A 21,379-nucleotide genomic window follows, 5' to 3' on the forward strand; every position below is an offset into this window, starting at 1 on the left:
AATGGTTATTAAATGGGAGCGAAAAATCAAAAATAAAGGCAATGCTATTTTATCCGGTTTAGCTGCGTAGCAGCTTAAGATAGCTATGTTACATCTACAAGTTTCAATCCCTGATAGGGTTTTAGGTTTTTTCCGGCGCAGCCATGCTTTTAGGCTTTCCATCATCGCCTGTTTCAATCCCTGATAGGGTTTTAGGTTTTTTCCGGCGGGTTTGTCTGTCGTTAATCATCAGGGTGTCTTTGTTTCAATCCCTGATAGGGTTTTAGGTTTTTTCCGGCGTGACAAGTTCTACATAGCTTGGTTCGATGAAATCGTTTCAATCCCTGATAGGGTTTTAGGTTTTTTCCGGCCAAATTTCCCAAATTTGTTTCTCTGGATTTAAGCAAGTTTCAATCCCTGATAGGGTTTTAGGTTTTTTCCGGCTCTCGACGTAATCGGCTCTCAAGAGAGGTCAGATATCGTTTCAATCCCTGATAGGGTTTTAGGTTTTTTCCGGCCGGATCAGTTTCCGCATACCTTCTTTGGATACATTGTTTCAATCCCTGATAGGGTTTTAGGTTTTTTCCGGCAACACATTAACACTGTGTTATTTTGTCAATAATTCACCACTTGTTTCAATCCCTGATAGGGTTTTAGGTTTTTTCCGGCAAGCAAATATCGCTGAAATTATTAGCGGTGATGCGTTTCAATCCCTGATAGGGTTTTAGGTTTTTTCCGGCATTCAAAAATCCCTAGCACACGATAATGAAAGTGAGTTTCAATCCCTGATAGGGTTTTAGGTTTTTTCCGGCAAACGCAGTCCGAGATACCCACAACTTAAAGTAACGGTGAGTTTCAATCCCTGATAGGGTTTTAGGTTTTTTCCGGCGCTGCAACGCGAGCCGCTGCACAGCGAGAAAGAGCTAGTTTCAATCCCTGATAGGGTTTTAGGTTTTTTCCGGCACAGTGAAGCTGAATCGTATTACGGCTCTATCCTGGTTTCAATCCCTGATAGGGTTTTAGGTTTTTTCCGGCAATCTGTCATCTGTAACTCTTATGATGTATACTCTTGTTTCAATCCCTGATAGGGTTTTAGGTTTTTTCCGGCTTGATGTGCTTTTTGGCAGCACAGGCAGCACCGGTTTCAATCCCTGATAGGGTTTTAGGTTTTTTCCGGCTTGATATGTCTCATCATACCGCTATTGCCCCTACACTTTCGTTTCAATCCCTGATAGGGTTTTAGGTTTTTTCCGGCTCAATATTTTTCTTGATTGTATGATTAAATCAGTTGTTTCAATCCCTGATAGGGTTTTAGGTTTTTTCCGGCCAAAAAGCAGCTTGAGGAATTAATCAAAAAATTTAGGTTTCAATCCCTGATAGGGTTTTAGGTTTTTTCCGGCGCCTTCAGGGCGTCAGCTTCCTCTTTAGTGAAAGTTTCAATCCCTGATAGGGTTTTAGGTTTTTTCCGGCTATTTTCACTACCATGCCCTAACTCCTTGCAGCAATTAGTTTCAATCCCTGATAGGGTTTTAGGTTTTTTCCGGCCTGCCCGCTTCCTTCGCTGCTACCACTTCTGTATATGGTTTCAATCCCTGATAGGGTTTTAGGTTTTTTCCGGCACAAATTCTCCGATGTGTTCTGCTGGTTCGTCGGCTTTCAATCCCTGATAGGGTTTTAGGTTTTTTCCGGCCAACAACAACACCCGCAGAAATAGCCACAGTTGCGTTTCAATCCCTGATAGGGTTTTAGGTTTTTTCCGGCTGTAGATGTTCCAAGGCCGTAGGCCTTGTGACTATCCGTTTCAATCCCTGATAGGGTTTTAGGTTTTTTCCGGCGTTCTCGAAGCTCGTGGTCGGCGTTCTCAGCTAGCTGGTTTCAATCCCTGATAGGGTTTTAGGTTTTTTCCGGCGCGAAGTAGGGGTAATTGTTCGGCAAGCTGTTTTTTGTTTCAATCCCTGATAGGGTTTTAGGTTTTTTCCGGCTATATACTTGGTGTGTGTTTGAGATGATACAAGTCGTTTCAATCCCTGATAGGGTTTTAGGTTTTTTCCGGCAAATTTGGCCGCTATTTTTTTGCCAACTGATAGCAAGTTTCAATCCCTGATAGGGTTTTAGGTTTTTTCCGGCGCAATGATGGTGATTTTTCTAAAGCTTTGCTCGAGTTTCAATCCCTGATAGGGTTTTAGGTTTTTTCCGGCTGCCCGTTCCAGAAGCCAGGGTGTATTTGGTTTTCAAGGTGCAGTTGCGTCGATCTAAAAGAAAAGTACCATTCCAGCCTTCGGCTTGTCAATACCCGAGTTTCCATACTCACTCCAAAACCTTATCCTGTAAATCTTTCAGACTTTCCGTCAATCTTTTTTTCACACGAGGGGCATCAAACTCTTGCTGCACATGAGTTTGAGCCGATAAATTTGATACTCCGATTTTAACAGCTACCCATTGACGCAAACTCAGCAAAAAATATTGTGCGTTCAACGGGCTCTACGCCACCAATACCTTCGATCTTAGTCTGACAGCAAGCGCACAGCGGAAAAAACAAAATACAGTCTTCCTTGGGTTAGATGACTTTGTTCGGCGTGGCGATCGTAACTTAGATTTGAGTCCTAGCCTCCATCAATCTCCTCAACTGGTTCGATGACTTTGTTCGGCGTGGCGATCGTAACTTAGACTTGAGTCCTAGCCTCCATCAATCTCCTCAACTGGTTCGATGACTTTGTTCGGCGTGGCGATCGTAACTTACCATACTCAGTCTCACTCAATTGAGCACACTCAAACACACTGTACTACATCCACTGCCCATAAAGGGAAGCTCAAGGAAAAACCAACAACCTACCGCAATATAGCCCTAAAAGACTACTTAAAATTAGTAAAAAAAACACAACGATTCCGCCCACCAAAAAGCAAAGGGATTTAAAAACTACTCCGATATAGTAAAAAAAATTAGCTCATATTTAACAGCCAATCTAGTTAGACACTTATCTTAAAAATCTCACGAACTAGCCAGCTAAAATGTTCTCAACCATAGGCTTATCAAAATCTATATTTGAGCAAATCACCGACAAAAATTTATATTTAACCGATATTTTATCCCAATTAATTGCTAGGAGCGATCGACACCGACTTATTCAGAAAAACCTAAACTTTCAATAAATAGCGAATTTTCACCTGCAATATTTGCGGGATTTGCGCTTCGCGGTTCCGAAAAAGATTATTAGCGAATTGCCTAAAAAATCCCCAAATTAACTTAAAATCAGTAGAGTGGCATTTACCTTAAAACTCTCTATGACAAAAGCCGAAATTAGCACCAAAAACATCACAGTTCCTAACGGGGATTTGCAAATAGCTGCATACCTAGCCCAGCCAGCCTCCCCAGGGCAATTTCCCGCAGTTATCGTAATTCAAGAAATCTTTGGCGTCAACTCGCACATCCGCGAAGTTACTGAAAGAATAGCAAAAGAAGGATATGTGGCGATCGCCCCAGCCATTTACCAGCGTCAAGCCCCCGGCTTTGAAACCGGCTACACACCCGAAGCCATCCAAATCGGCAGAGAATACAAAGAAAAAACCACAGCTTCCGAACTTCTGGGCGATATCCAAGCCACCATCGATTACCTCAAAACTCTACCCTCTGTCAAACCAGAAGGTTTTGGCTGCATTGGTTTCTGCTTTGGAGGACACGTCGCCTACCTCGCCGCTACTTTGCCCGAAATCAAGGCTACAGCGTCGTTCTACGGCGCCGGTATCGCCACCCAAACCCCCGGGGGCGGAACCCCGACGATCGCCCGCACAGCAGACATTAAAGGCACTCTCTACGCCTTTTTTGGCACTCAAGACCCCAGCATTCCCTTAGAACAAGTTGACCAAATCGCCGCAGAATTGCAAAAACACAGTATTTCTCACCAAATTTTCCGCTACAATGCCGATCACGGCTTCTTCTGCGACCACCGCGGCAGTTACGACGCTACGGCAGCAGCCGACTCGTGGGTGCAGGTGAAGCAGCTATTTCATCAGCAACTTCAACCAGCTTAGAGAGTGGGAGATGGGGAGATAGGGAGATGGGGAGAGTGGGAAAATTTTTTCTACTGACGACTGCCAACTAAATTACTGACAACTGACAACTAAACTGACATGAATTCCAAATCTACAGGTTCTCAAAGCGCAAAAGCATCCTTTTCAATGGATGATTTTGCTAAAGCCCTCGAACAGCACAATTACGAGTTCCAGAAGGGACAAGTAGTGCGCGGCAAAGTGTTCGAGTACGACTCAAACGGCGCGTATGTTGATATCGGCGGCAAGTCTTCGGCTTTTTTGCCGATCGAAGAGGCTGCTTTGAGAACAGTAACGGATTTGTCGGAAGTGGTTCCGCTGGACGAGGAACGGGACTTTTTGATTATCCGCGAACAAGATGCAGATGGCCAAGTTACCTTGTCTCTGCGGCAGTTACAAATTCAGCAAGCTTGGGAAGATTTAATTGAATTGCAGGAAACCGGTAAAGTTCTTCAGGTGCGGGTTTCTGGGGCAAATAAGGGCGGCGTGACTGTAGATGTTCAGGGAATGCGCGGTTTTATTCCTCGATCGCACTTAGTGGAACGCGATAACCTAGAATCGCTGATCGGTCAATCTTTGAGCGTTAATTTTTTGGAGGTCGATCGCGAACGAGAAAAACTCGTACTTTCCCAGCGGATGGCCACTCAATCAAATGCCTTCAATCAGTTGCAAATCGGTCAGTTGGTGGAAGGAAAAGTCAGCAGCATCAAGCCTTTTGGTGTGTTTGTAGACTTGGAAGGAGTTAGCGGTTTGCTGCACATCAAGCAAGTTAGCCAAAAATATATTGATAACCTTGGAAAGGTCTTTACTCCCGGTCAACCCCTAAAAGCGATCGTGCTTGACCTCGATCAAGGTCGTGGCAGGATTTCTCTTTCTACTCGGGTACTGGAAAATTATCCCGGGGAAATGGTGGATAAAATGGCGGATGTTATGGATACCGCAGAAGAGCGATCGGAACGTGCTAGAAAGACTCTTTCTTAAGTCTTGATCTAATTGCCACCTCGACTTCTTAAAGAAGTCGGGGTGGTAAGAGTGCGATGGTTTTAGGTTTAATTAGGTTGATTTACTTATTTTGCATTTTACATCGGCTTCTTCTACCAGTTTCCAAAAATAACCCCACTATAGGCTAACTGCAAACCCCTATCCAGGATTTTAATACCTCTCGCCAACAAAAAAACAAATAGTCTTACTTCTTCCTTTGGCTATCTAACTTCATTTTAGCGTTAGTTATTTAACCCCATTAGCTACTACTCCCAATACTTTAAAATCGGCTACATTTAGTTGATCTAAAGCTTTGTTTACCAGACCGCGATCGGTTTTTTCTATTTTAACTATCAGCACTGTACCATCCGTTTGAGAAGCTAGTAAATGGCCGTCTGCTAAACCAATCAAAGGCGGCGTATCGTAAATGACTAAATCAAATAAGGCTAGGAATTGTTCCATTAAATAGTGCATCTTTCTCGAAGAAAGTAATTTAATTGGATCAGAGGGAATAGTACCTGCTGTAAGGACAAAAAGATTGTCATCATCTGGTAATCGCTGAATAGCCTCATTTAAGCTTAAATCAGAACTTAAAACATTACTTAAACCTTTCATATTTGATAAGCCAAGGTATGTGTGCAGTTGAGGCACACGCATATTAGCATCCACTAATAATACCCGTTTACCAACAGCAGAAGCAGTTTTAGCTAAATAAAGTGCTACAGTTGACTTACCCTCACCTTTAATGGTAGAAGTGATGGTTAAAGAAGTTATTGGGTGTTCCGCATTTAATAATTGAATATTGGTGTATAAGTAGTGAAATGCCTCGACCACAGGAAAATCTTTGTAATTGGAAACTATTATTCGTTTTAAGCTTGCACTGTTAGTATTTGAACTTACGCTACTGAATTGAGCGGGAACCCTTTCACCTCTACGAGATTTAATTTTCATCGCTTTGGCGATCGGAATGACTCCCAAAAGAGGGCGCTTAGTTGCTGATTTAATTTCTTCGGGAGTATGGAAAACAGTATTTAAAACTTCTACTAGGAAACCTATAGCAATGCCTAGTAAAGTGCTAATAACGAGCGCGATCGCTAGATGGCGACGGGTTGGTTTTTCTGTTACTGGGTAGAGATCACCTTTTTCGTTTGTGACTAATTGTGGTTTAGATATAATTTGCCAAGAGCCATCTATTTGACCAGCATCTAGTTGCAAAGTTTTTTGTTTTTCGATGAACAGTTTGAGATTCTCTTTAGCTAATTCTAGTTTTAATTGTATGTCATCATAGCGAAGTTGAGCTTGAGGCATTTGAGTGATTTTTGCTTGCAGTAAATTTTGGCTATTAGTTATCAATCGCTCGCGAGCTTCCAACTGTTCGAGTTGTGTTTTCATCTGAAAAATGACAGACTCAGCTTCTTTTTTCATTAAATCGTGCAAACTTTGCTGCTTTTCCCGCAAAGATTGAATGGGAAGACTATTTTCATAAAATTGAGTAGAGCTTAAAGCTAATTGCGACTCTATTTCATTTACTTTGCTAATTAAATTTTCATAAGACTTGGGGCTAATATCAACAATCCAACGATAATCGCCTGTTAAAGCTCTTTTATTGTAGCTTTCATATTGGTGCCTACTTTCTGCTAGTTGTACTTGCACTTCGAGGCGACGATTAGTTAAATTATCTAGCTGATCTGATAGGCTGCGGCTGCGTACTTCTGGTTGATTAAAGTTATACTGAACTCTTAACATTTGTAATTCTTGTTGCAATTTATCAACTTTCTGCTGGAGTGGTGGCATTTGTCGAGCGATAAAGTCAATACTTTGTTTGTTAACTCTTAAACGCTCTTTATCCATATATTCTAGGTAATATTTGGCAGTTTCATCCAGGACATATTGGATGCGCTTGGGGTCTCGATCGCGATAGCTAATATCTAGGAGTTTAGTACCACCCTGCTTCCCATCTCGCAAGAAAGTAACACGTTGGATGACCAAGCGACTACTGAGAGTTTTATAGTCAAACTTTGGATATTTTTTTTGCAACTTATTAACTAATGGTAGTAACACTTCTGGGCTTTTTAAAACCCGCGATAAACTTTGATAATCCACCGAAGAACCTTCTTCTGCTGATGATTTAATTTTGTTCAAGTCGGTGATGCCTAAACTGTTATTTTGAGCTTGAACAAAGAGCTTTGATAGCCGATCCTCAGCCGTAATGGGTTCGGCTAAAACTGTAAATTTTCCTTCATACTCACTAATAGAGTTTTTGGCAGCCCTGAGTACGAAACTACCGCTTAAAGTAGCTATGCTGGCCGCTACTATGCCCATCACCAGAAGGCGACGTTTGACGACAGCTAGTACCCAATTCATATCAAGAACTTGGTCATCCTCTGCTGGGGTACTAGCTAGGTAATTAGCGGAGGGAACAGATAAATATTGACCATTAAGGTCATTCTTGAGGGAAGACAACAGTTTTTTATCCATAGCAAAAATGTATGTTATTTAATTCCTAATTTCCGAATAGTCTGAGTAGCTCTATCAGTCGGGTGGGAACGAGAATTCCACCAATAATATTACTAACTGGTGAGAGAACAGTGTTAATGTTGTCTACAAAGATAGCAGTCCTCGAACGTGCCACTATAATTATGTCATTATCTTGAATCAGTGGGTTGCTTTGAGCGTCAATTCCTTGATTCAAATTAATTGATACTTCCGAGCGGGATATAGTGCCATTAGGATTCAGCCTGATCAGTTCCACATATCTAGAGTTAGCGCGATTTGGTCTGAAACCCCCCGCACTCATAATTGCTTGATTTAAGGTAGTATTAGGAGGTAATTTGAGTCCACCCGGAGTATTGACTTCTCCGATAACACTCACTTGCACAGTCCCTGGAGCAAAGCTAGCAGTAGCTAGAACCGAAACTTCTCCGGGGTCGATCGCGGTCGCTGTCGGCACAAAGATGATATCCCCTTCTTGTAGAATAGTATCTTGAGAGGTATCTTGTTCTTGCAAATATTGCCAGAGGTTAATAGTTCTAACTTGTTGTTTCCCACTTCTAGTATAACGTTGGAGTTGGATTTGGCGAATATCAGCGATTGATGTGATTCCACCAGCTAGTTGTAGAGCACGAATAATTGTCGGCTGTCCGTTGCTTCTTTGACCATTTTGGGTATCACCACCAATCGCTACATATCTACCGGGACGCTTCACCTCTCCGAATACTGAGACAGTACGGGGTTGCTCTGCGGGGATAGAAAAATTAGATTCACTAAGTTGATTTGTTTCTGCTAAATTAATTGTTTCTTGAGGAGGAACCAAGATTTGATCTCCATCTCGCAACGTGATATCTTGGCTGGTCTGACCAGTTTGTAAATAATCCCACAGATTATAAGTGATAGTTATTTCTTTGTTAGCCGTGAGCCGACGCCGCACAATTACTCGTCGAATATCAGCGCTAGCTCGAATACCCCCAGCTTTTTCTAAAGCTTGAGGAAGCGTGGGAAACTGAATAGATGGTCTAGTTCCACCTCCATTAGCTAGGGGCAATAAGTAGGAGCCAGGACGACTTATTTCACCTGATAACCAAATATTAAGCGGGCGGGCAGCTTGTAAGCTGATTGTAACTAAAGGTTTTTTCACAACCTGGCCATAAGCTCTAGTGATAACTTGGGCGGCCTGTTCTAAAGTTAATCCTTGAAGGGAAATACTACCAATAATGGGGATTTGAATAGCTCCCCCAGCGGGAATTTGATACTCCCCACTAAGCTGGGGCAGATCATAGATATCAATTCTAATATTGTCTCCACCACCTAGATAGTAGTCAGTATTAATACTTATTGCGGGGGCTGGCGACTGAGCGAGGTTGGTTTGAGGGTAGGAGAGAGTGACTACCAACGCCAGCAGTGGCAGTTGTAAAGCACGTAGAGTAAGCCATTTCATAGGTAGTAACAAATTTATGATAGAGGTAAAGCCATGAATGATATTTTAAGGGTGCCGATGTTTGCGTTGATGCTATTGTGTTTAACGCTGATCGTCTTTGTGACTATTTATATTTTAGCTGCACGCCATCCCAAATTGGGTGCCACATTAGAAAAGATTTTTGTGGGGATACTTTTTTTTACCATAACTGGTGGATCTGGTATCATAGCCATGCCCTTTACCAAACTCCATCCTAACGTTTTCTACAACGTAGAAACTACACCCCCAACGATGATTGCTCAAATTGCCATTTATGGGGGTATGATATTAATGCTATTTCCCCGTTTAACTAAAACTACCCAAAAAACTGTTTCTATGTGCATTAAGTGGATAGCAGGAGACATTTTTTTAGGTTTGTTTTTGTTAATTATGACTTTATCTGGCTTGTGGTCACAAACCCCTGAAATTACATTTAGGGCTATTGGTGCTATTTGGGGAATAACACTGGTTTCTATTTATGTAGGTAAAGTGTATAGTTGGTTAGAAATTTATGGATTATTGAGATGGCTAACTGGTTTATTAGCTTTGTGGTTACTTGTGAAAACCAATGCAGCGCCGGACGGTTGTTGGACAGGAGTTTTAGGTCATAAAAACCCTTTTTCTTTTCAAATGGCTAATACAGCTTCTTTATGGATTTTATATGCTTTTAAGGATCGCAAGTATCGATATTTATCATTATTTATAATTTTAATAGCTTTAGTAGGATTGCAAAAAGGTTGTAGTGGTGCTAGTCGGATTTTGACAGTGGTATTAATCAGTTTGTGGAGTTATTTAGCCCTCTTAAAAAAATTACCTGTAAAATGGGCTTTTCTCTGCTTTATCTTATTTTTGGTCGGTAGTGTAGGTATAAGTATTTTGGTATTAAATAATTTAGAGGCTATTATTGTGGATGGTTTGAAAAAAGATATGACTTTAACCGGTAGAACCGAGTTTTGGCCTTTAATTATTGAGCGAATTAATCAAAATAATCCCATATTTGGTTATGGAATAAAAGGATTTTGGCAGTGGTGGCGTAGATCGGAAAATCCCGCTTACGGAATTGTAGTAGCTAAAACTGGTTTTGTGCCACCCCACTCTCACAATGGTTTTATTGATATACTTTGCGAACTGGGTTGGGCCGGACTATTGTTGTTTATTGGGTCATTTTTTAATAATATATTTAGAGGTATAAAGTACCTAGTTAAAGGAAGTTTTCCAGAGTCGGGTTTGCCTTTGTATTTATTAACATTTATTCTAATGACCAATTTGACAGAGTCGGGACTATTGGGGGTTGGTACTTATTGGTCTTGGTATGTAGTTTTATCGGTAAAATTGAGCTTAGATAGGACAGCTAAGGAGAATCCACACTGATGAGGTCAGTATTTGGTCAGGCGTATTAGGAGAATCTTTAAACAGAATAGGCCTAGCCCCGACTTCTTTAAGAAGTCGGGGCTTTAACACCGATCGCATTTTACGTTTAATTAAGTGAGCTCACTTAATATGACTCGGAATTGTTTCACTCTCCACCGTTGCTGCCACTGGCCAAGAATTTTCCATCTCTACTGTTTGTTTCGGCTGATAAACTGCCAAGTCGAACCAGAAAGTCGTACCGACATTAACTTCGCTAACTAAATTAATTTTAGTGTGGTGCTTGTCAATAATGTTTCTGACAATAGAAAGACCTAATCCAGTTCCTTCTAAAGTGTGTACTCGGTTTTCTACCCGGAAAAAGCGCTCGAAGATAGCTTGTTGGTCTTCGGGATCTATGCCAATTCCAGTATCAGAAATTTCGATCCGCACTACCGGAAAATGTTTGGCATCCGGTGACAAGTTTTGGTTGACGGATTGACCGTCTTTGTGGGTGGACGCCTCCGACTCTAGCAAATACGCTCGAATGGCTACCTTGCCGCCGGACTGAGTAAATTTTAAGGCATTTCCTACTAAATTTGCAAATACTTGCAGCAGCAAATCGTAATGACCTAAAGCAGGCGGCAAATACGGGTCAACTTCTTGCTCTAATTCAATGCCTTTATCCTTAGCATTTAACTGATAAGTCCGCAGGGTTTGTTCCACAGCTTGCGGGAGGTCAACAGCTTCCAAGTGATAAACTCGGCAGGATTCCAGTCGGGACAAGTCTAATACGTCGTTAACTAAACGAGTTAGTCGATCCGTTTCTCGATTGGCAATTTCTAGGAATTCCCTGCGCTCACTTTCTAGAAGGTCTTCTCCGTACTCGTGGAGAGTCTCGATAAAAGATTTGATATTAAATAAAGGTGTTCTCAATTCGTGAGAAACATTGCTGATAAAATTGCTTTTAGCCTCATTGAGTTCTACTTCGCGAGTAATGTCCTGCACTGTCATTGCAATGCCTTTGAGACTTTCTCGGTAATTTCCAGAACCTTGATGCTTGGAGGTTTGCTCGTAGAAAGTACACTCTACAGCTACCGGGCGTTGTGGCTCGGTACAGGTATCTTCCTCATGGCGGATGCAGCTTTTGCACAGCGGTTCGGCACCGGGCGCTTTGTGCAGAATGACTGTAGTTAAAACAATCCGAATTGTACGGTTAACAGGTTCGCTCATCGAGATGCGAAATTCGCCGCCTTCGCGATCGCCCGCAGCTATTTCCTGCAACGGTCTCCCCAACTCCTGCTGCACTTCCGAAGGCAAAATGTTCAGAACATTTACTCCGATCGCGTTTTTACCTTCCCATCCAAAAATCCGCATCCCCGTCGGATTAACTAAAATCACTTGCAAATTTGCGTCTAATAAAAGTGCGCCATCAGCAATCGTTGAAACCAAAGTTTCTAACTTAGCTTTTTCCGCTGTCAGCTCTTCAATATTTTGTTCTTCATAACTTTCGAGTTTCTGGGCCATTTCATTAAAACTGCCGATCAACTCGCCCAATTCTCCCCCTAAAGGCAGGTCAACTCGCTGCTTAAAATTACCGCTGGCAATGTTTTTGACCCCAAAGACTAATTGTTTGATCGGCTGAGTAATTGTCAGGGCATTAAATACAGCTCCCAAAATTACCATCACCCAAATTGTGACAAATACTGCTAAAGTGACATCCCTAGTAAGATTTGAAGAGATAACTGCTGCCGGATTTGGGTTAATGCCGATCGCCAAAACTCCCAAATATTTGTCTTCATGAATTAACGGCACAAATACATCGGTAACTTCTCCATCCGGCGTCAAATGCTGCCGCACCAAAGGCAAAGAAGTTAAATTTCTCGCCTCAATATCGGCGAGAAAATTATCGGGAAGTTTGATCTGGCGGCGCAGTGTCAGGGAAGTCTCCACCTCGGATTCCGAAAAGGGTATCCCCAGGAAAATATCTCCCGCTTCGTCTGCGTAAAGCATATAGCGGACGCTGGAGGTGCTGCTGTAAAATTGGCGGGAAAAGCGGGCGACTTCGGAGCGATCGTTTTTGGCAATCAGCGGCGCCACATTTGCTGCCAACAGCAGGCCCAGGTCTCGGCCGTAACGAGTATCGTTAAGTCGGGCGTCTTGCTGGATAGTATTCACGGCCCAGAAGGTCAGGCCACTCATAATTAACGACACTACGAGGGTAGCAGCGGCCATCAGGCGGGTCTGGAGGGTAAAATCCGACCACCAGCGGGCAATAATTTCTCCGATTTTGTTTAGTATGGCCAGCATTTCACCAGTTCAATATTAAAAGCAAGATCAATTCAGTTGGCTCGCGATCGAATTTTCTGCTGCGACTTGTCCGCTACCGCCACCGCAGAGATACCAAACTTCATTGTTACATTTCTACATTGAGATTGCTTGGCTTTCGGATGGCGGCTGATGTCACAATTCCTAATTTTTATCGCCCAGAGCTCGGCGACCGATGTCCCGGCGGCAGTAGACCCCTTCAAATTGGATACAATCAACTGCTGCATAAGCTTTTGAGATAGCTTGTTCCAAAGTTTCTCCCGTCGCGGTGACACCCAAAACCCGGCCGCCGTCGCTCACCAACTGCTGCTGCTTCAACTGAGTGCCGGCGTGAAACACTTCTGCTCCTTTGGCTTCAGCTTCCTCGATACCTGTAATAACTTTGCCTTTTTGATAACTTCCAGGATAGCCCCCAGAAGCCAAAACTACGCAAACAGAGGCCCCCGACTTCCAGCGAATAGAATATTCACCGAGACGCTGCTGACAGCAGGCCAGCACCAAATCTTCTAAAGGAGTTTCCAGCAACGACAAAACCGCTTGAGTTTCGGGATCTCCGAAACGGCAGTTGAATTCTAAGACTTTGGGTTCTCCGTCGGGGGTAATCATTAAACCTGCGTAGAGTACACCCCGGTAGTCGATTTTGCGTTTTTGCAGTGCTGCGAGGGTGGGTTCGAGAATTTCTTCCTGAATCCTTTCCATGAGTTCCGGGGTGACGATGGGCGCTGGGGCGTAGGCTCCCATACCGCCGGTGTTGGCTCCCTTGTCGCCTTCGCCGATAGCTTTGTGGTCCTGGGCCGGCAGCAACGGTTCCACTGTTATGCCGTCGGTGAGGGCGAGAATCGAGACTTCTTGACCTGTTAAGAATTCTTCGACGACGACTCGGATGTTGTCGGTGCCGAATTCGCCTCGGAAAATGGTGTTGATGGCGCTGTGAGCCATTTTGACGGTGGTGGCAACGGTGACTCCTTTGCCTGATGCGAGTCCGTCTGCTTTGATGACTATTGGGGTTCCTTGTTCTAGAACGTATGCTTTTGCTGCTTCTGCGTCTGTAAATACGGCCGCTTTGGGTGTGGGGATGCCTGCTTCGAGCATCAATTCTTTAGCCCAGGATTTGCTGGATTCAATTTGGGCGCCGGCTTTGGTGGGACCGAAAATCATCATTTTTCGCTGTTGGAAATAGTCGGCGATGCCTAGCGATAGGGGCAATTCGGGGCCGACGATGACTAATCCGATGTTGTTGACCATCACAAAGCGTTCGATGCCTTGGAAGTCGTCGATGTTGAGCGACAGATTTTGACAGCCTTGGGTGCTAGCTGTGCCGCCGTTGCCCGGTACGCAGAATACTTGTTTAATCCGCGTAGATTCTAGCAGTTTTTTTGCGATCGCGTGTTCGCGACCTCCGTTTCCCACAACTAAAACTTTCACAGTATCCTCACCTATAAATTTTGTTCCCTGAATGTCTGATTTTCAGTGTTGGCATCTGTCTATCTGCTTTTTGCAGTGCTGTCAATTATGCCATGCTTGGCGCTAGGGAATTGCTAGATGTGGCACTTTTCTGGAGAAGTGGGGTTCGACGGCTGTTTCTCAATGGCTGCGAGCGTGCAATAATTAAAGACTTTAGCTGCCCAATTTTTATGGGTTCTGCCTCGATTTAATCACGCAATTAAAACTCTTTTCTGGCTTTGAACTCTGCAATTACTATAATTGATTCGGGGACAAATAGCGATAAGATAGGCAGGTTGACTCTGGGGAATTTTACTCACATGAAATCAAATCAAACCGCTGCGAGTTCGTCTGCCAAATTTAAGCGGGTGGGCGTTGTCGGCGGCGGCCAGCTAGCTTCGATGATGGGGGATGCTGCTAGTGCGCTGGGTATTGAATTGGTAGTGCAAACTCCCCATGCTAGTGACCCGGCAGTTTCTGTTGCTGCTGGTGCTGTTTTGGCGGCTGTGGATGATGTTTTGGCTACGGCTCAATTGGCTGCTGGCTGCGATGTTATTACTTTTGAAAATGAGTTTGTGGATTTGGATGGTTTGCGGCCGCTAGAACAGCAAGGTGTGTTATTTCAGCCGAGTTTGTCGTCGCTTTCTCCTTTGTTGGATAAGTACGTTCAGCGCTGTTATTTACAAGGTTTAGGTTTGCCAACTCCGAGGTTTTGGGAATGGGATTGCAGCGCGGATTTGCCCCCAGAATTGTTTAAGGAGGTGGCGATCGACTTTCCGGCAATTTCTGTTTACGACAGCGTGCAAATGGAAGGAGACTCGGATGTTGGATCGAGCGACTTTCCCTTTGTCGTCAAAGTTCGCCGCCACGGTTATGACGGCCAAGGTACTTTTATTGTGAATGATCGAGGGAGTTTGGAGTCAATTCGTGCTAAACTCCAAGGTCAGTCTTTGCTGGTGGAAGAGTTTGTGCCATTTGATCGCGAGTTGGCTGTAATTGCAGCTCGATCGGCAAATGGCGAAATTGCGATTTATCCGATAGTGGAAACTCAGCAGCAAAATCAGGTTTGTCATCTGGTGATTGCGCCCGCTGATATTAGTTTAGATGTGAAAACTGAAGCTTGTGCGATCGCCCGCACTCTCCTCAACAGCTTAGAAGCTGTCGGCGTATTCGGCATTGAATTATTTTTAACCGCTGATAATAAGCTGTTAGTCAATGAAATTGCACCCCGCACCCACAACTCGGGACATTTTACCATCGATGCTTGCGAAACTTCACAATTTGAACAGCATTTGCGCGCAGTTTGTCAACTGCCTTTAGGTAATTCGGCTCTGAAATGTGCAGGCGCTGTCATGGTAAATTTGCTAGGCTACGAGTCTGCCGAGTCCGATTATTTAGCAAAAAGAAAACAACTGGCACAAATTAGCGGTGCTTTTGTACATTGGTATGGTAAGAAAGAATCGCGTCCCGGCCGCAAACTCGGTCACGTTACAGTTGTGCTTGACGCGGACTTGGTGGCTCAGGGGCGATCGTCAGCAGAGGATCTCGCTCAAACCGTTGAATCTATCTGGTATGCAAGTTAAATTGCTCGAAGCTTGCCAAAATCTGGTTAGTTGGTATATATTAAATAAAGGTTCTACTGCGACGTTGGTGACTGCCAATAATGTTTTTTTGATCTATAACTCTTAACTCTCGGGAATCAAGATGTTTGGACAGCAGTAAACTGGGCTTGTACCCAGAAACTTTAAGTCCGAGCCAACGGTACCCACCTGGTAAAATACCAGGTCAAAAGCTGAGGTAAGACGGCGTTGCGGGGAGCCATTAAAATTTAGATTGAGATAGGCGCTGTGAAATATAGCTAGCCTATTTTTTTTTGAGATAAACGCTTTTACTCATACTTGGAGTTTAGGTGCGATTCGTTTAGTCGAGCGCGACCTGATAAGGTTGTTTAGTATGGAAAGACCACTTTCCTAGCGGATTCACACCCGCTACTCCTACGTAAAAGACTTCATTTGAAGTCCGGTCACGCCTCAAGTAAGCAATGAACGAGATGGAATGCAGACCACGAAAGGAACCGAAACTGCTAGCCTAAACCGGTAAGCGTGCAAGGAGAATCCTCCAACAGTGAACGCCAGTGAACTATCATTTTAAACTGCGTTATACGAAAAAGAGCCAAATCAGGCTGACAAGCTCTGACCAAAAGGTACAGCGTATTTCAGGTGTATGAAATACAGTAGCAGCAACTTGTAAACCAGTTTTTGAAGTGCTGGGTATTGACCAAATCAAGCCCCGTAGCAAGTATTACGTCAAGCATCATGGTAGTTGGGTAGTCCTGCATAGTCAGGAGTACCTGTTATAATTTACTTCTTCAATCTGCCTTAACTTTTAGCTTATAAAATGTCCCAGGTGCAATTCTCAATATATTGTGAAAAATGGTCACACTCACACTGGTAAACAAAACTTTAAATGTCGAGATTGTGACAGACAATTTGTCATGGCTCCCAGACATCAGCAGATTTCGGAAGAAACAAGAGAATTGAGAGATAGACTTTATTAGAAAAGATATCTCTGGCTGGGATTGTTAGGGCGACGGGGGTTTCACAAAGGTGGCTACAATACTATGTTAATGAAAAATTAGGAGCCGTCAAAAGACAAGTGGAAGTGAAATAAAAAAAAAGGGGGAAGCTAACAATTCAAGGCGATGAAATGTGCTCATTGGTAGGAAATAAGGGTAATAAGCAGTGGATTTGGCTAGCAATTGATGTCTTGACTAAAGAAATTGTAGGAGTATACATTGGCAAAAGAGATAAAGATGGTGCTCGATGACTTGGGAATTTAATGCCTGCAGTCTATCGTCAATCTGCTGTCAGTTATACACACTTTTGTCCTTTCTGAGGAAATAGTTTTTCCTAAAAAAAAGACAGAGAGCAGTAGGAAAGCATACTGGTCAGACAAACTATATAGAAAGATTTAATAATACCATGAGACAAAGAATATCTCGATTGGCAAGAAAAACCCTTTCATTTTCTAAAAAACTCTCCAATAATATAAACAGCTATTTGGTATTTTATTCCTAGCTATAACGCCAATTTATTTATTAAATAAAACCCTTAATTATCATGACTATGCAGGACTACCACCGCACAGCAGCCGACAATACAGTTTCTACCGTTTGGGTTTTGAGCCAATACAGAACTTGGAGTTTTTCGTGGAGAGTCACATCTTTCTCTTTCCTCAGAATATCTCTCACCTCTTCTGCTGTTTCCCGAATTTGAATCTTGACACAAGACTGACATTATTCTTCCTGATATTTGGGTAATAAATTACAACAATGACACATACTAACTGTAACTCTATTTTGAGAAATTAGTATTACATTCGCCCGGTATAAAGTGGGTAAGAAACTCATCTCATCTTCAAAATCTTCTCAGCAGCAACTTCAGATACCGGCATCACCGATAACCGATTGCCTTTCCTCACCACCAAAATCTCATCAGCACTAAACTTTTGTTTCAGTTCATCCAAAGATATTAACTTAGCAAATTCCTCAACAAACTCAACTCTCACAGTTTGCCAGCGAGGTGCACCAAACTGCGATTTAGCATCATAATATTCGCTATTCATATCAAACTGAGTTGGGTCAGCAATTCCTGTTTCAACGACGCGCACTAAGCCGACAATTCCGGGTATTTTAGTATTAGAATGGTAAAAAAATACTAAATCTCCCAGACTCATTTCTCTCATAAAATTGCGAGCTTGATAGTTGCGAACGCCATCCCAAAGGGAAGTGCGATCGTGCTTCAAATTCGCAATACTATAAACATCTGGTTCCGACTTCATTAGCCAATAATTCATACAATCTATTCGCTTGGGTTAGCCAAATATTCTTGAATATTATCTAAACACTGCTGCATAGCTTTTTGCATAAAAACCCGAACAAGCAACAACCCAAGCGGATAGAATACCGGAGAAGTTAGGATAAAATAAAACTCCCAATCAATCCGAGTTCCCTTGGCTGTAGCAGTGAAATTCCAATCTCCGCCACCAGACTCAATGAGTAGAGAAATCGGAAACTTAAACCCTCTAACCAGTCGGTAGGTTTGTCTTTCTGGCTTTTTGAAAGTAATGATTTCTTCATCAATCACCGAAGTATCGGAATTTTCTATCCGCCGTACCCCGCCTTCACGCATCTCTCCACCATCTGCCATCTCAGCTTTAATAATTGCTGGAATTGGGCCATATCCGCGAAAGACTTTGGGCAGATTTGACAGCGACGTAACAAAATCAAAGACTACTTCAGGCGATGCAGCAATTTCTACTAATGCGTGGGTTTTAACTAACATTTATTCCTCCCCCATCTGATTGGATAATGAACTGTGAGTTAAAAACGCGGAATGTTAATCATAAAATATCCTTCCGCTTCTGCAACCACAGAGTCAACATCAAATAAACGAAAATATGCACGCACAAAATACCCCAGTTTAAACTCAAATTCTCCCAGGTTGGATCGTAAACAGGAGTAGGCTCAAACGGCTGAGGAAGCGTACTCCCGTCCGGTAATGTAGTAGGCGCGGGAACCATCCCATTCACATTAACTAAAGAGCCGTAAGCACCCACAGACCAGCGGCTTAACATCAGCCAAGAAAATGTGCTCGCCGCACCTTTCATCTTAAACAAAACTCCAGAAAAAATAATCTGAGGCAGCAATAATAGAGGCAAAGCGCTATTAGCTTGAGAGCTATTTTTAACAATCGCGGAAACGACTAATCCGAGACTTATGCAGCTCATCAAAGTTAGGAATGTGGTAATAGTTGCTCCCATAGCCCAGGAAATCAAACTCGGTTCGGGAGATTTAAAAGCAATCACAATAACTCCTACCATTAACAGTGTTTGAAATACTGCCAAACCAGAAAGTATAAAAAATTTTGAACCTAAATAAGCAAACAATCCTAAATTCACCAAACGTTCTCGCAGATAAATAGCAGATTCTTTGACAATTTCTTGCAGAGAAGTTGCCAGTCCTACCCAAATCGCCGCGCAGGTAAATACAAATAAAACTCTGAGCGCTAAAGGTGCTAAAGTTGCCTCCGGTGCGCCAATTAATGGGTCTTTATCTCTGACGGCTAGCCGCAGTAAACTAATGCCGATCGGAGCCGTTAAAAGAGCTAAGATCAAGTTAACTAAGTCGCGGGAAACGAGTTGAAAATAGCGCTGGGCAAGCAAAAGGAGTTGTTTGACAAAAGATTGAGATTTTGGTACAGAAGGTGCACAAGGAATTTTTGCATTAGCCTGGCCTCTGCTGAAGTGGTTGACAATATAGCGCTGATAGTAGGGAGATTTATTAAACTTTTCTGCCCAGCTTTGAACGTTGGTTTCTCCTGTTTCTAATTCGTTGTAAATGTCTGCAAAATCGCCTGTTTTGACATCGAAAAAATCGAGCGCTTCCCTAGGCGGGCCGAAGTAACAAAGGCGTCCGCCGCGACCCATAAACACAATCCGATCGCACATCGTGATATTTGCCGTCGCGTGAGTCACCAGAATCACCGTCCGGCCTTGATTTGCCAACTTTCGCAGCAGTTGCATCATCTTCTTATCCAAACCCGGATCGAGTCCTGAAGTCGGTTCGTCTAAAAAGAAAAGTTTCGGATCTGCTAACAGTTCAACTCCGATGCTGACCCGCTTTCGCTGTCCGCCGCTAAGCTGTTTTACCAAAGCCTTGCGGCGGTGAGTCATTTCAATATCTTCTAAAGTTTTTGCGACTACCTGCTTGACATCTGTATCGGGAGGTAAGCGCAATTTAGCTGCATAACTCAAGACTTCTTCTACTGTCAAATCTGCGTGTACAATATCATCTTGAGGCACGTAACCGATTTGATTGCGGTAAATATTGAAATTTTGGCGCAGGTTGTCACCGTTGAGAAACACAGCGCCGTTAGTAGTTTTTTCGATGCCTAAAAGCGTCCGCATTAAAGTAGATTTACCCGCACCGCTACCGCCGACTAAAGCCACAAACTGCCCCGGTTCGATCGCCAAAGTGATGTTATCCAAACGCTTGGGAATCACCAGAGTGTCAGCATCCAAACGAATTTGATGGCCGGAGTCTTGCATCTCCAACTCACCGCTGCGGTAAGTTAGAGTAAACGGGCCGATCCGAATTGCATCTCCCTCGGACAATTGTATAGAATTGGTAACTCGCTGACCGTTAACAAAAACCCCGTTAACGCTGTGGTCTCGCAAAATATAATTGCCGCGGCTGTCTTGGTCGATTGTGGCGTGGCGTCTAGAAACCAGCGGCGCATCTAATTGCAGCGAAGCGTTTGGATCGCGGCCCAACAAAACCGACCGATTCTTAAGAAGAATTGACTGCTTGCTAGGGACAGCAACCTGATTCGCCAGCGGATTAAAATAACTCAGCAAAACTTGATTTTGAGGATCGAGACCGATTTTAATTTCGGTGCCGTTTGTCAGACAATAACCGTCATTGGGAGTGATCCGAGTGCGATCGACAAATAAGCCATTAGTGCTCGGCCGCTGGCCGTCACCGTCGTAAATCCAGTAATTATCCCCAATTTGGCGCAAAACAGCGTGAACGCCGGAAACTGCGCGCCAGGGTTCGGGAATGACTAAATCAGCACGAGTGCGATCGCGCCCCAATAAGTGCTGCTGCTGTTTTAACTCTAACTGTAAAACCTGCCCTTGATTGCTTAATACTATATAAGGTCGATCGCTTAAAGCAGTCAGTTGTCCTATATTGCCTGTCATACTTCAATCGCGGTTTTTGCACTCACTTTGGTCAGCATATCAAAAGTAGGACAACAATACACTTATATTAAGCAAGTCTACTTGGCAACAACGGACAAACTGCGAAGCCGATTAATTGCCGCCGCCAATTCAAACCGTCGAAACATGGCAAAATCCCCTTCAGGAAAAGGCGATAAAATATCCATCCCCTGCGCCTCAATATCCGCCATCACCAAATCTATGATTTCCGACAAAGTACGTTTTCCGTCCATGTATTGCTGCTTAGCATAAACCATTGCCGCAGCGATCGCCCTTAACTGTCCGCTGTCCACAATTTGCTCAACAGAACCCAAATCAATCTCCTCAGTTCCAAACGCCAGTTCATCAACATCCCGTACCTTCACCCGCACATCTCGCCGTCCCCGACTCGGATCTAAACTAGCAGGAATCGGCACTCTTTGAGTAATCTCACCAAAAGTTTCTCGTAAGGATTCAGGTAAAAAATAGTTCCGCAGAGAGCCGAAAAATATGGTAATGTAGTCAGATGAGCGAAAAGCCAGA

Annotated in this window: 12 protein-coding genes, 1 other RNA gene, 2 pseudogenes and 1 CRISPR repeat array; of the genes and pseudogenes, 7 read left to right on the plus strand and 8 right to left on the minus strand. The window is 43.4% G+C overall.

The features are described from left to right. The first annotated feature begins 100 nt into the window (after positions 1 to 100). A CRISPR array of direct repeats spans positions 101 to 2,177; the repeat unit is 37 nt; unit sequence GTTTCAATCCCTGATAGGGTTTTAGGTTTTTTCCGGC. A gap of 1,084 nt (positions 2,178 to 3,261) precedes the next feature. Together QUA77_RS25425 and QUA77_RS25430 are read left to right on the plus strand one after the other, a co-directional pair. After that, positions 3,262 to 4,008: a dienelactone hydrolase family protein gene (locus QUA77_RS25425; protein WP_006634158.1), complete on the plus strand. Its 747-nt coding sequence runs from the start codon at positions 3,262 to 3,264 to the stop codon at positions 4,006 to 4,008. A gap of 99 nt (positions 4,009 to 4,107) precedes the next feature. Beyond that, on the plus strand, positions 4,108 to 5,007 hold the full coding sequence (locus QUA77_RS25430; RefSeq protein WP_333037203.1) for a S1 RNA-binding domain-containing protein: 900 nt from the start codon (positions 4,108 to 4,110) through the stop codon (positions 5,005 to 5,007). Between the two features lie 246 nt (positions 5,008 to 5,253). Here the strand turns inward: QUA77_RS25430 and QUA77_RS25435 are convergent, their stop codons facing one another. Both QUA77_RS25435 and QUA77_RS25440 read right to left on the minus strand, forming a co-directional pair. After that, positions 5,254 to 7,485, minus strand: coding sequence for a polysaccharide biosynthesis tyrosine autokinase (locus QUA77_RS25435; protein WP_333037202.1), 2,232 nt, complete (start codon positions 7,483 to 7,485; stop codon positions 5,254 to 5,256). 25 nt (positions 7,486 to 7,510) lie between these two features. Next, positions 7,511 to 8,941: an SLBB domain-containing protein gene (locus tag QUA77_RS25440; protein ID WP_333037201.1), complete on the minus strand. Its 1,431-nt coding sequence runs from the start codon at positions 8,939 to 8,941 to the stop codon at positions 7,511 to 7,513. Positions 8,942 to 8,974: 33 nt separating this feature from the next. Here QUA77_RS25440 and QUA77_RS25445 point away from each other — a divergent pair, with 33 nt between their 5' ends. Next, positions 8,975 to 10,330 carry an O-antigen ligase family protein gene (locus tag QUA77_RS25445; protein WP_333037200.1) on the plus strand — a complete coding sequence of 452 codons (1,356 nt, stop codon included), beginning with the start codon at positions 8,975 to 8,977 and terminating at the stop codon, positions 10,328 to 10,330. Between the two features lie 120 nt (positions 10,331 to 10,450). On the opposite strand, the gene QUA77_RS25450 is transcribed toward QUA77_RS25445, so the two are convergent. Beyond that, entirely contained in the window at positions 10,451 to 12,616 is a 2,166-nt protein-coding gene (locus tag QUA77_RS25450; protein ID WP_333037199.1) for an ATP-binding protein, read from the minus strand. A 162-nt stretch (positions 12,617 to 12,778) separates the two neighbouring features. Continuing rightward, positions 12,779 to 14,059, minus strand: a complete 1,281-nt coding sequence (purD, locus tag QUA77_RS25455) for a phosphoribosylamine--glycine ligase (RefSeq protein ID WP_333453287.1) — start codon at positions 14,057 to 14,059, stop codon at positions 12,779 to 12,781. Between the two features lie 338 nt (positions 14,060 to 14,397). Between purD and QUA77_RS25460 the strand changes: the two genes are divergently transcribed. The 4 genes and pseudogenes from QUA77_RS25460 to QUA77_RS25475 all read left to right on the plus strand — a co-directional run bounded on the left by QUA77_RS25460 (position 14,398) and on the right by QUA77_RS25475 (position 17,352). After that, positions 14,398 to 15,660: a 5-(carboxyamino)imidazole ribonucleotide synthase gene (locus QUA77_RS25460; protein WP_333453289.1), complete on the plus strand. Its 1,263-nt coding sequence runs from the start codon at positions 14,398 to 14,400 to the stop codon at positions 15,658 to 15,660. Between the two features lie 50 nt (positions 15,661 to 15,710). Further along, positions 15,711 to 15,898: non-coding RNA, 6S RNA (gene ssrS, locus QUA77_RS25465), on the plus strand. A gap of 571 nt (positions 15,899 to 16,469) precedes the next feature. Then, positions 16,470 to 17,182 (plus strand): annotated as a pseudogene (locus QUA77_RS25470) (IS1 family transposase). A 14-nt stretch (positions 17,183 to 17,196) separates the two neighbouring features. Then, on the plus strand, positions 17,197 to 17,352 hold the full coding sequence (locus QUA77_RS25475; protein WP_333453291.1) for a hypothetical protein: 156 nt from the start codon (positions 17,197 to 17,199) through the stop codon (positions 17,350 to 17,352). A gap of 130 nt (positions 17,353 to 17,482) precedes the next feature. Here QUA77_RS25475 and QUA77_RS25480 read toward each other — a convergent pair whose 3' ends face one another. The 4 genes and pseudogenes from QUA77_RS25480 to QUA77_RS25495 all read right to left on the minus strand — a co-directional run. Continuing rightward, positions 17,483 to 17,932: an EVE domain-containing protein gene (locus QUA77_RS25480; RefSeq protein ID WP_333037196.1), complete on the minus strand. Its 450-nt coding sequence runs from the start codon at positions 17,930 to 17,932 to the stop codon at positions 17,483 to 17,485. 5 nt (positions 17,933 to 17,937) lie between these two features. Next, entirely contained in the window at positions 17,938 to 18,420 is a 483-nt protein-coding gene (locus tag QUA77_RS25485) for an SRPBCC family protein (protein WP_333037195.1), read from the minus strand. Positions 18,421 to 18,478: 58 nt separating this feature from the next. Continuing rightward, complete coding sequence (locus QUA77_RS25490) at positions 18,479 to 20,839, minus strand: FHA domain-containing protein (protein ID WP_333453292.1); 2,361 nt, start codon at positions 20,837 to 20,839, stop codon at positions 18,479 to 18,481. 77 nt (positions 20,840 to 20,916) lie between these two features. Beyond that, positions 20,917 to 21,379, minus strand: a pseudogene (locus QUA77_RS25495) (hypothetical protein); the annotation flags it as partial.

Source organism: Microcoleus sp. K5-D4 (assembly GCF_036704575.1).
Classification (GTDB): Bacteria; Cyanobacteriota; Cyanobacteriia; order Cyanobacteriales; family Microcoleaceae; genus Microcoleus.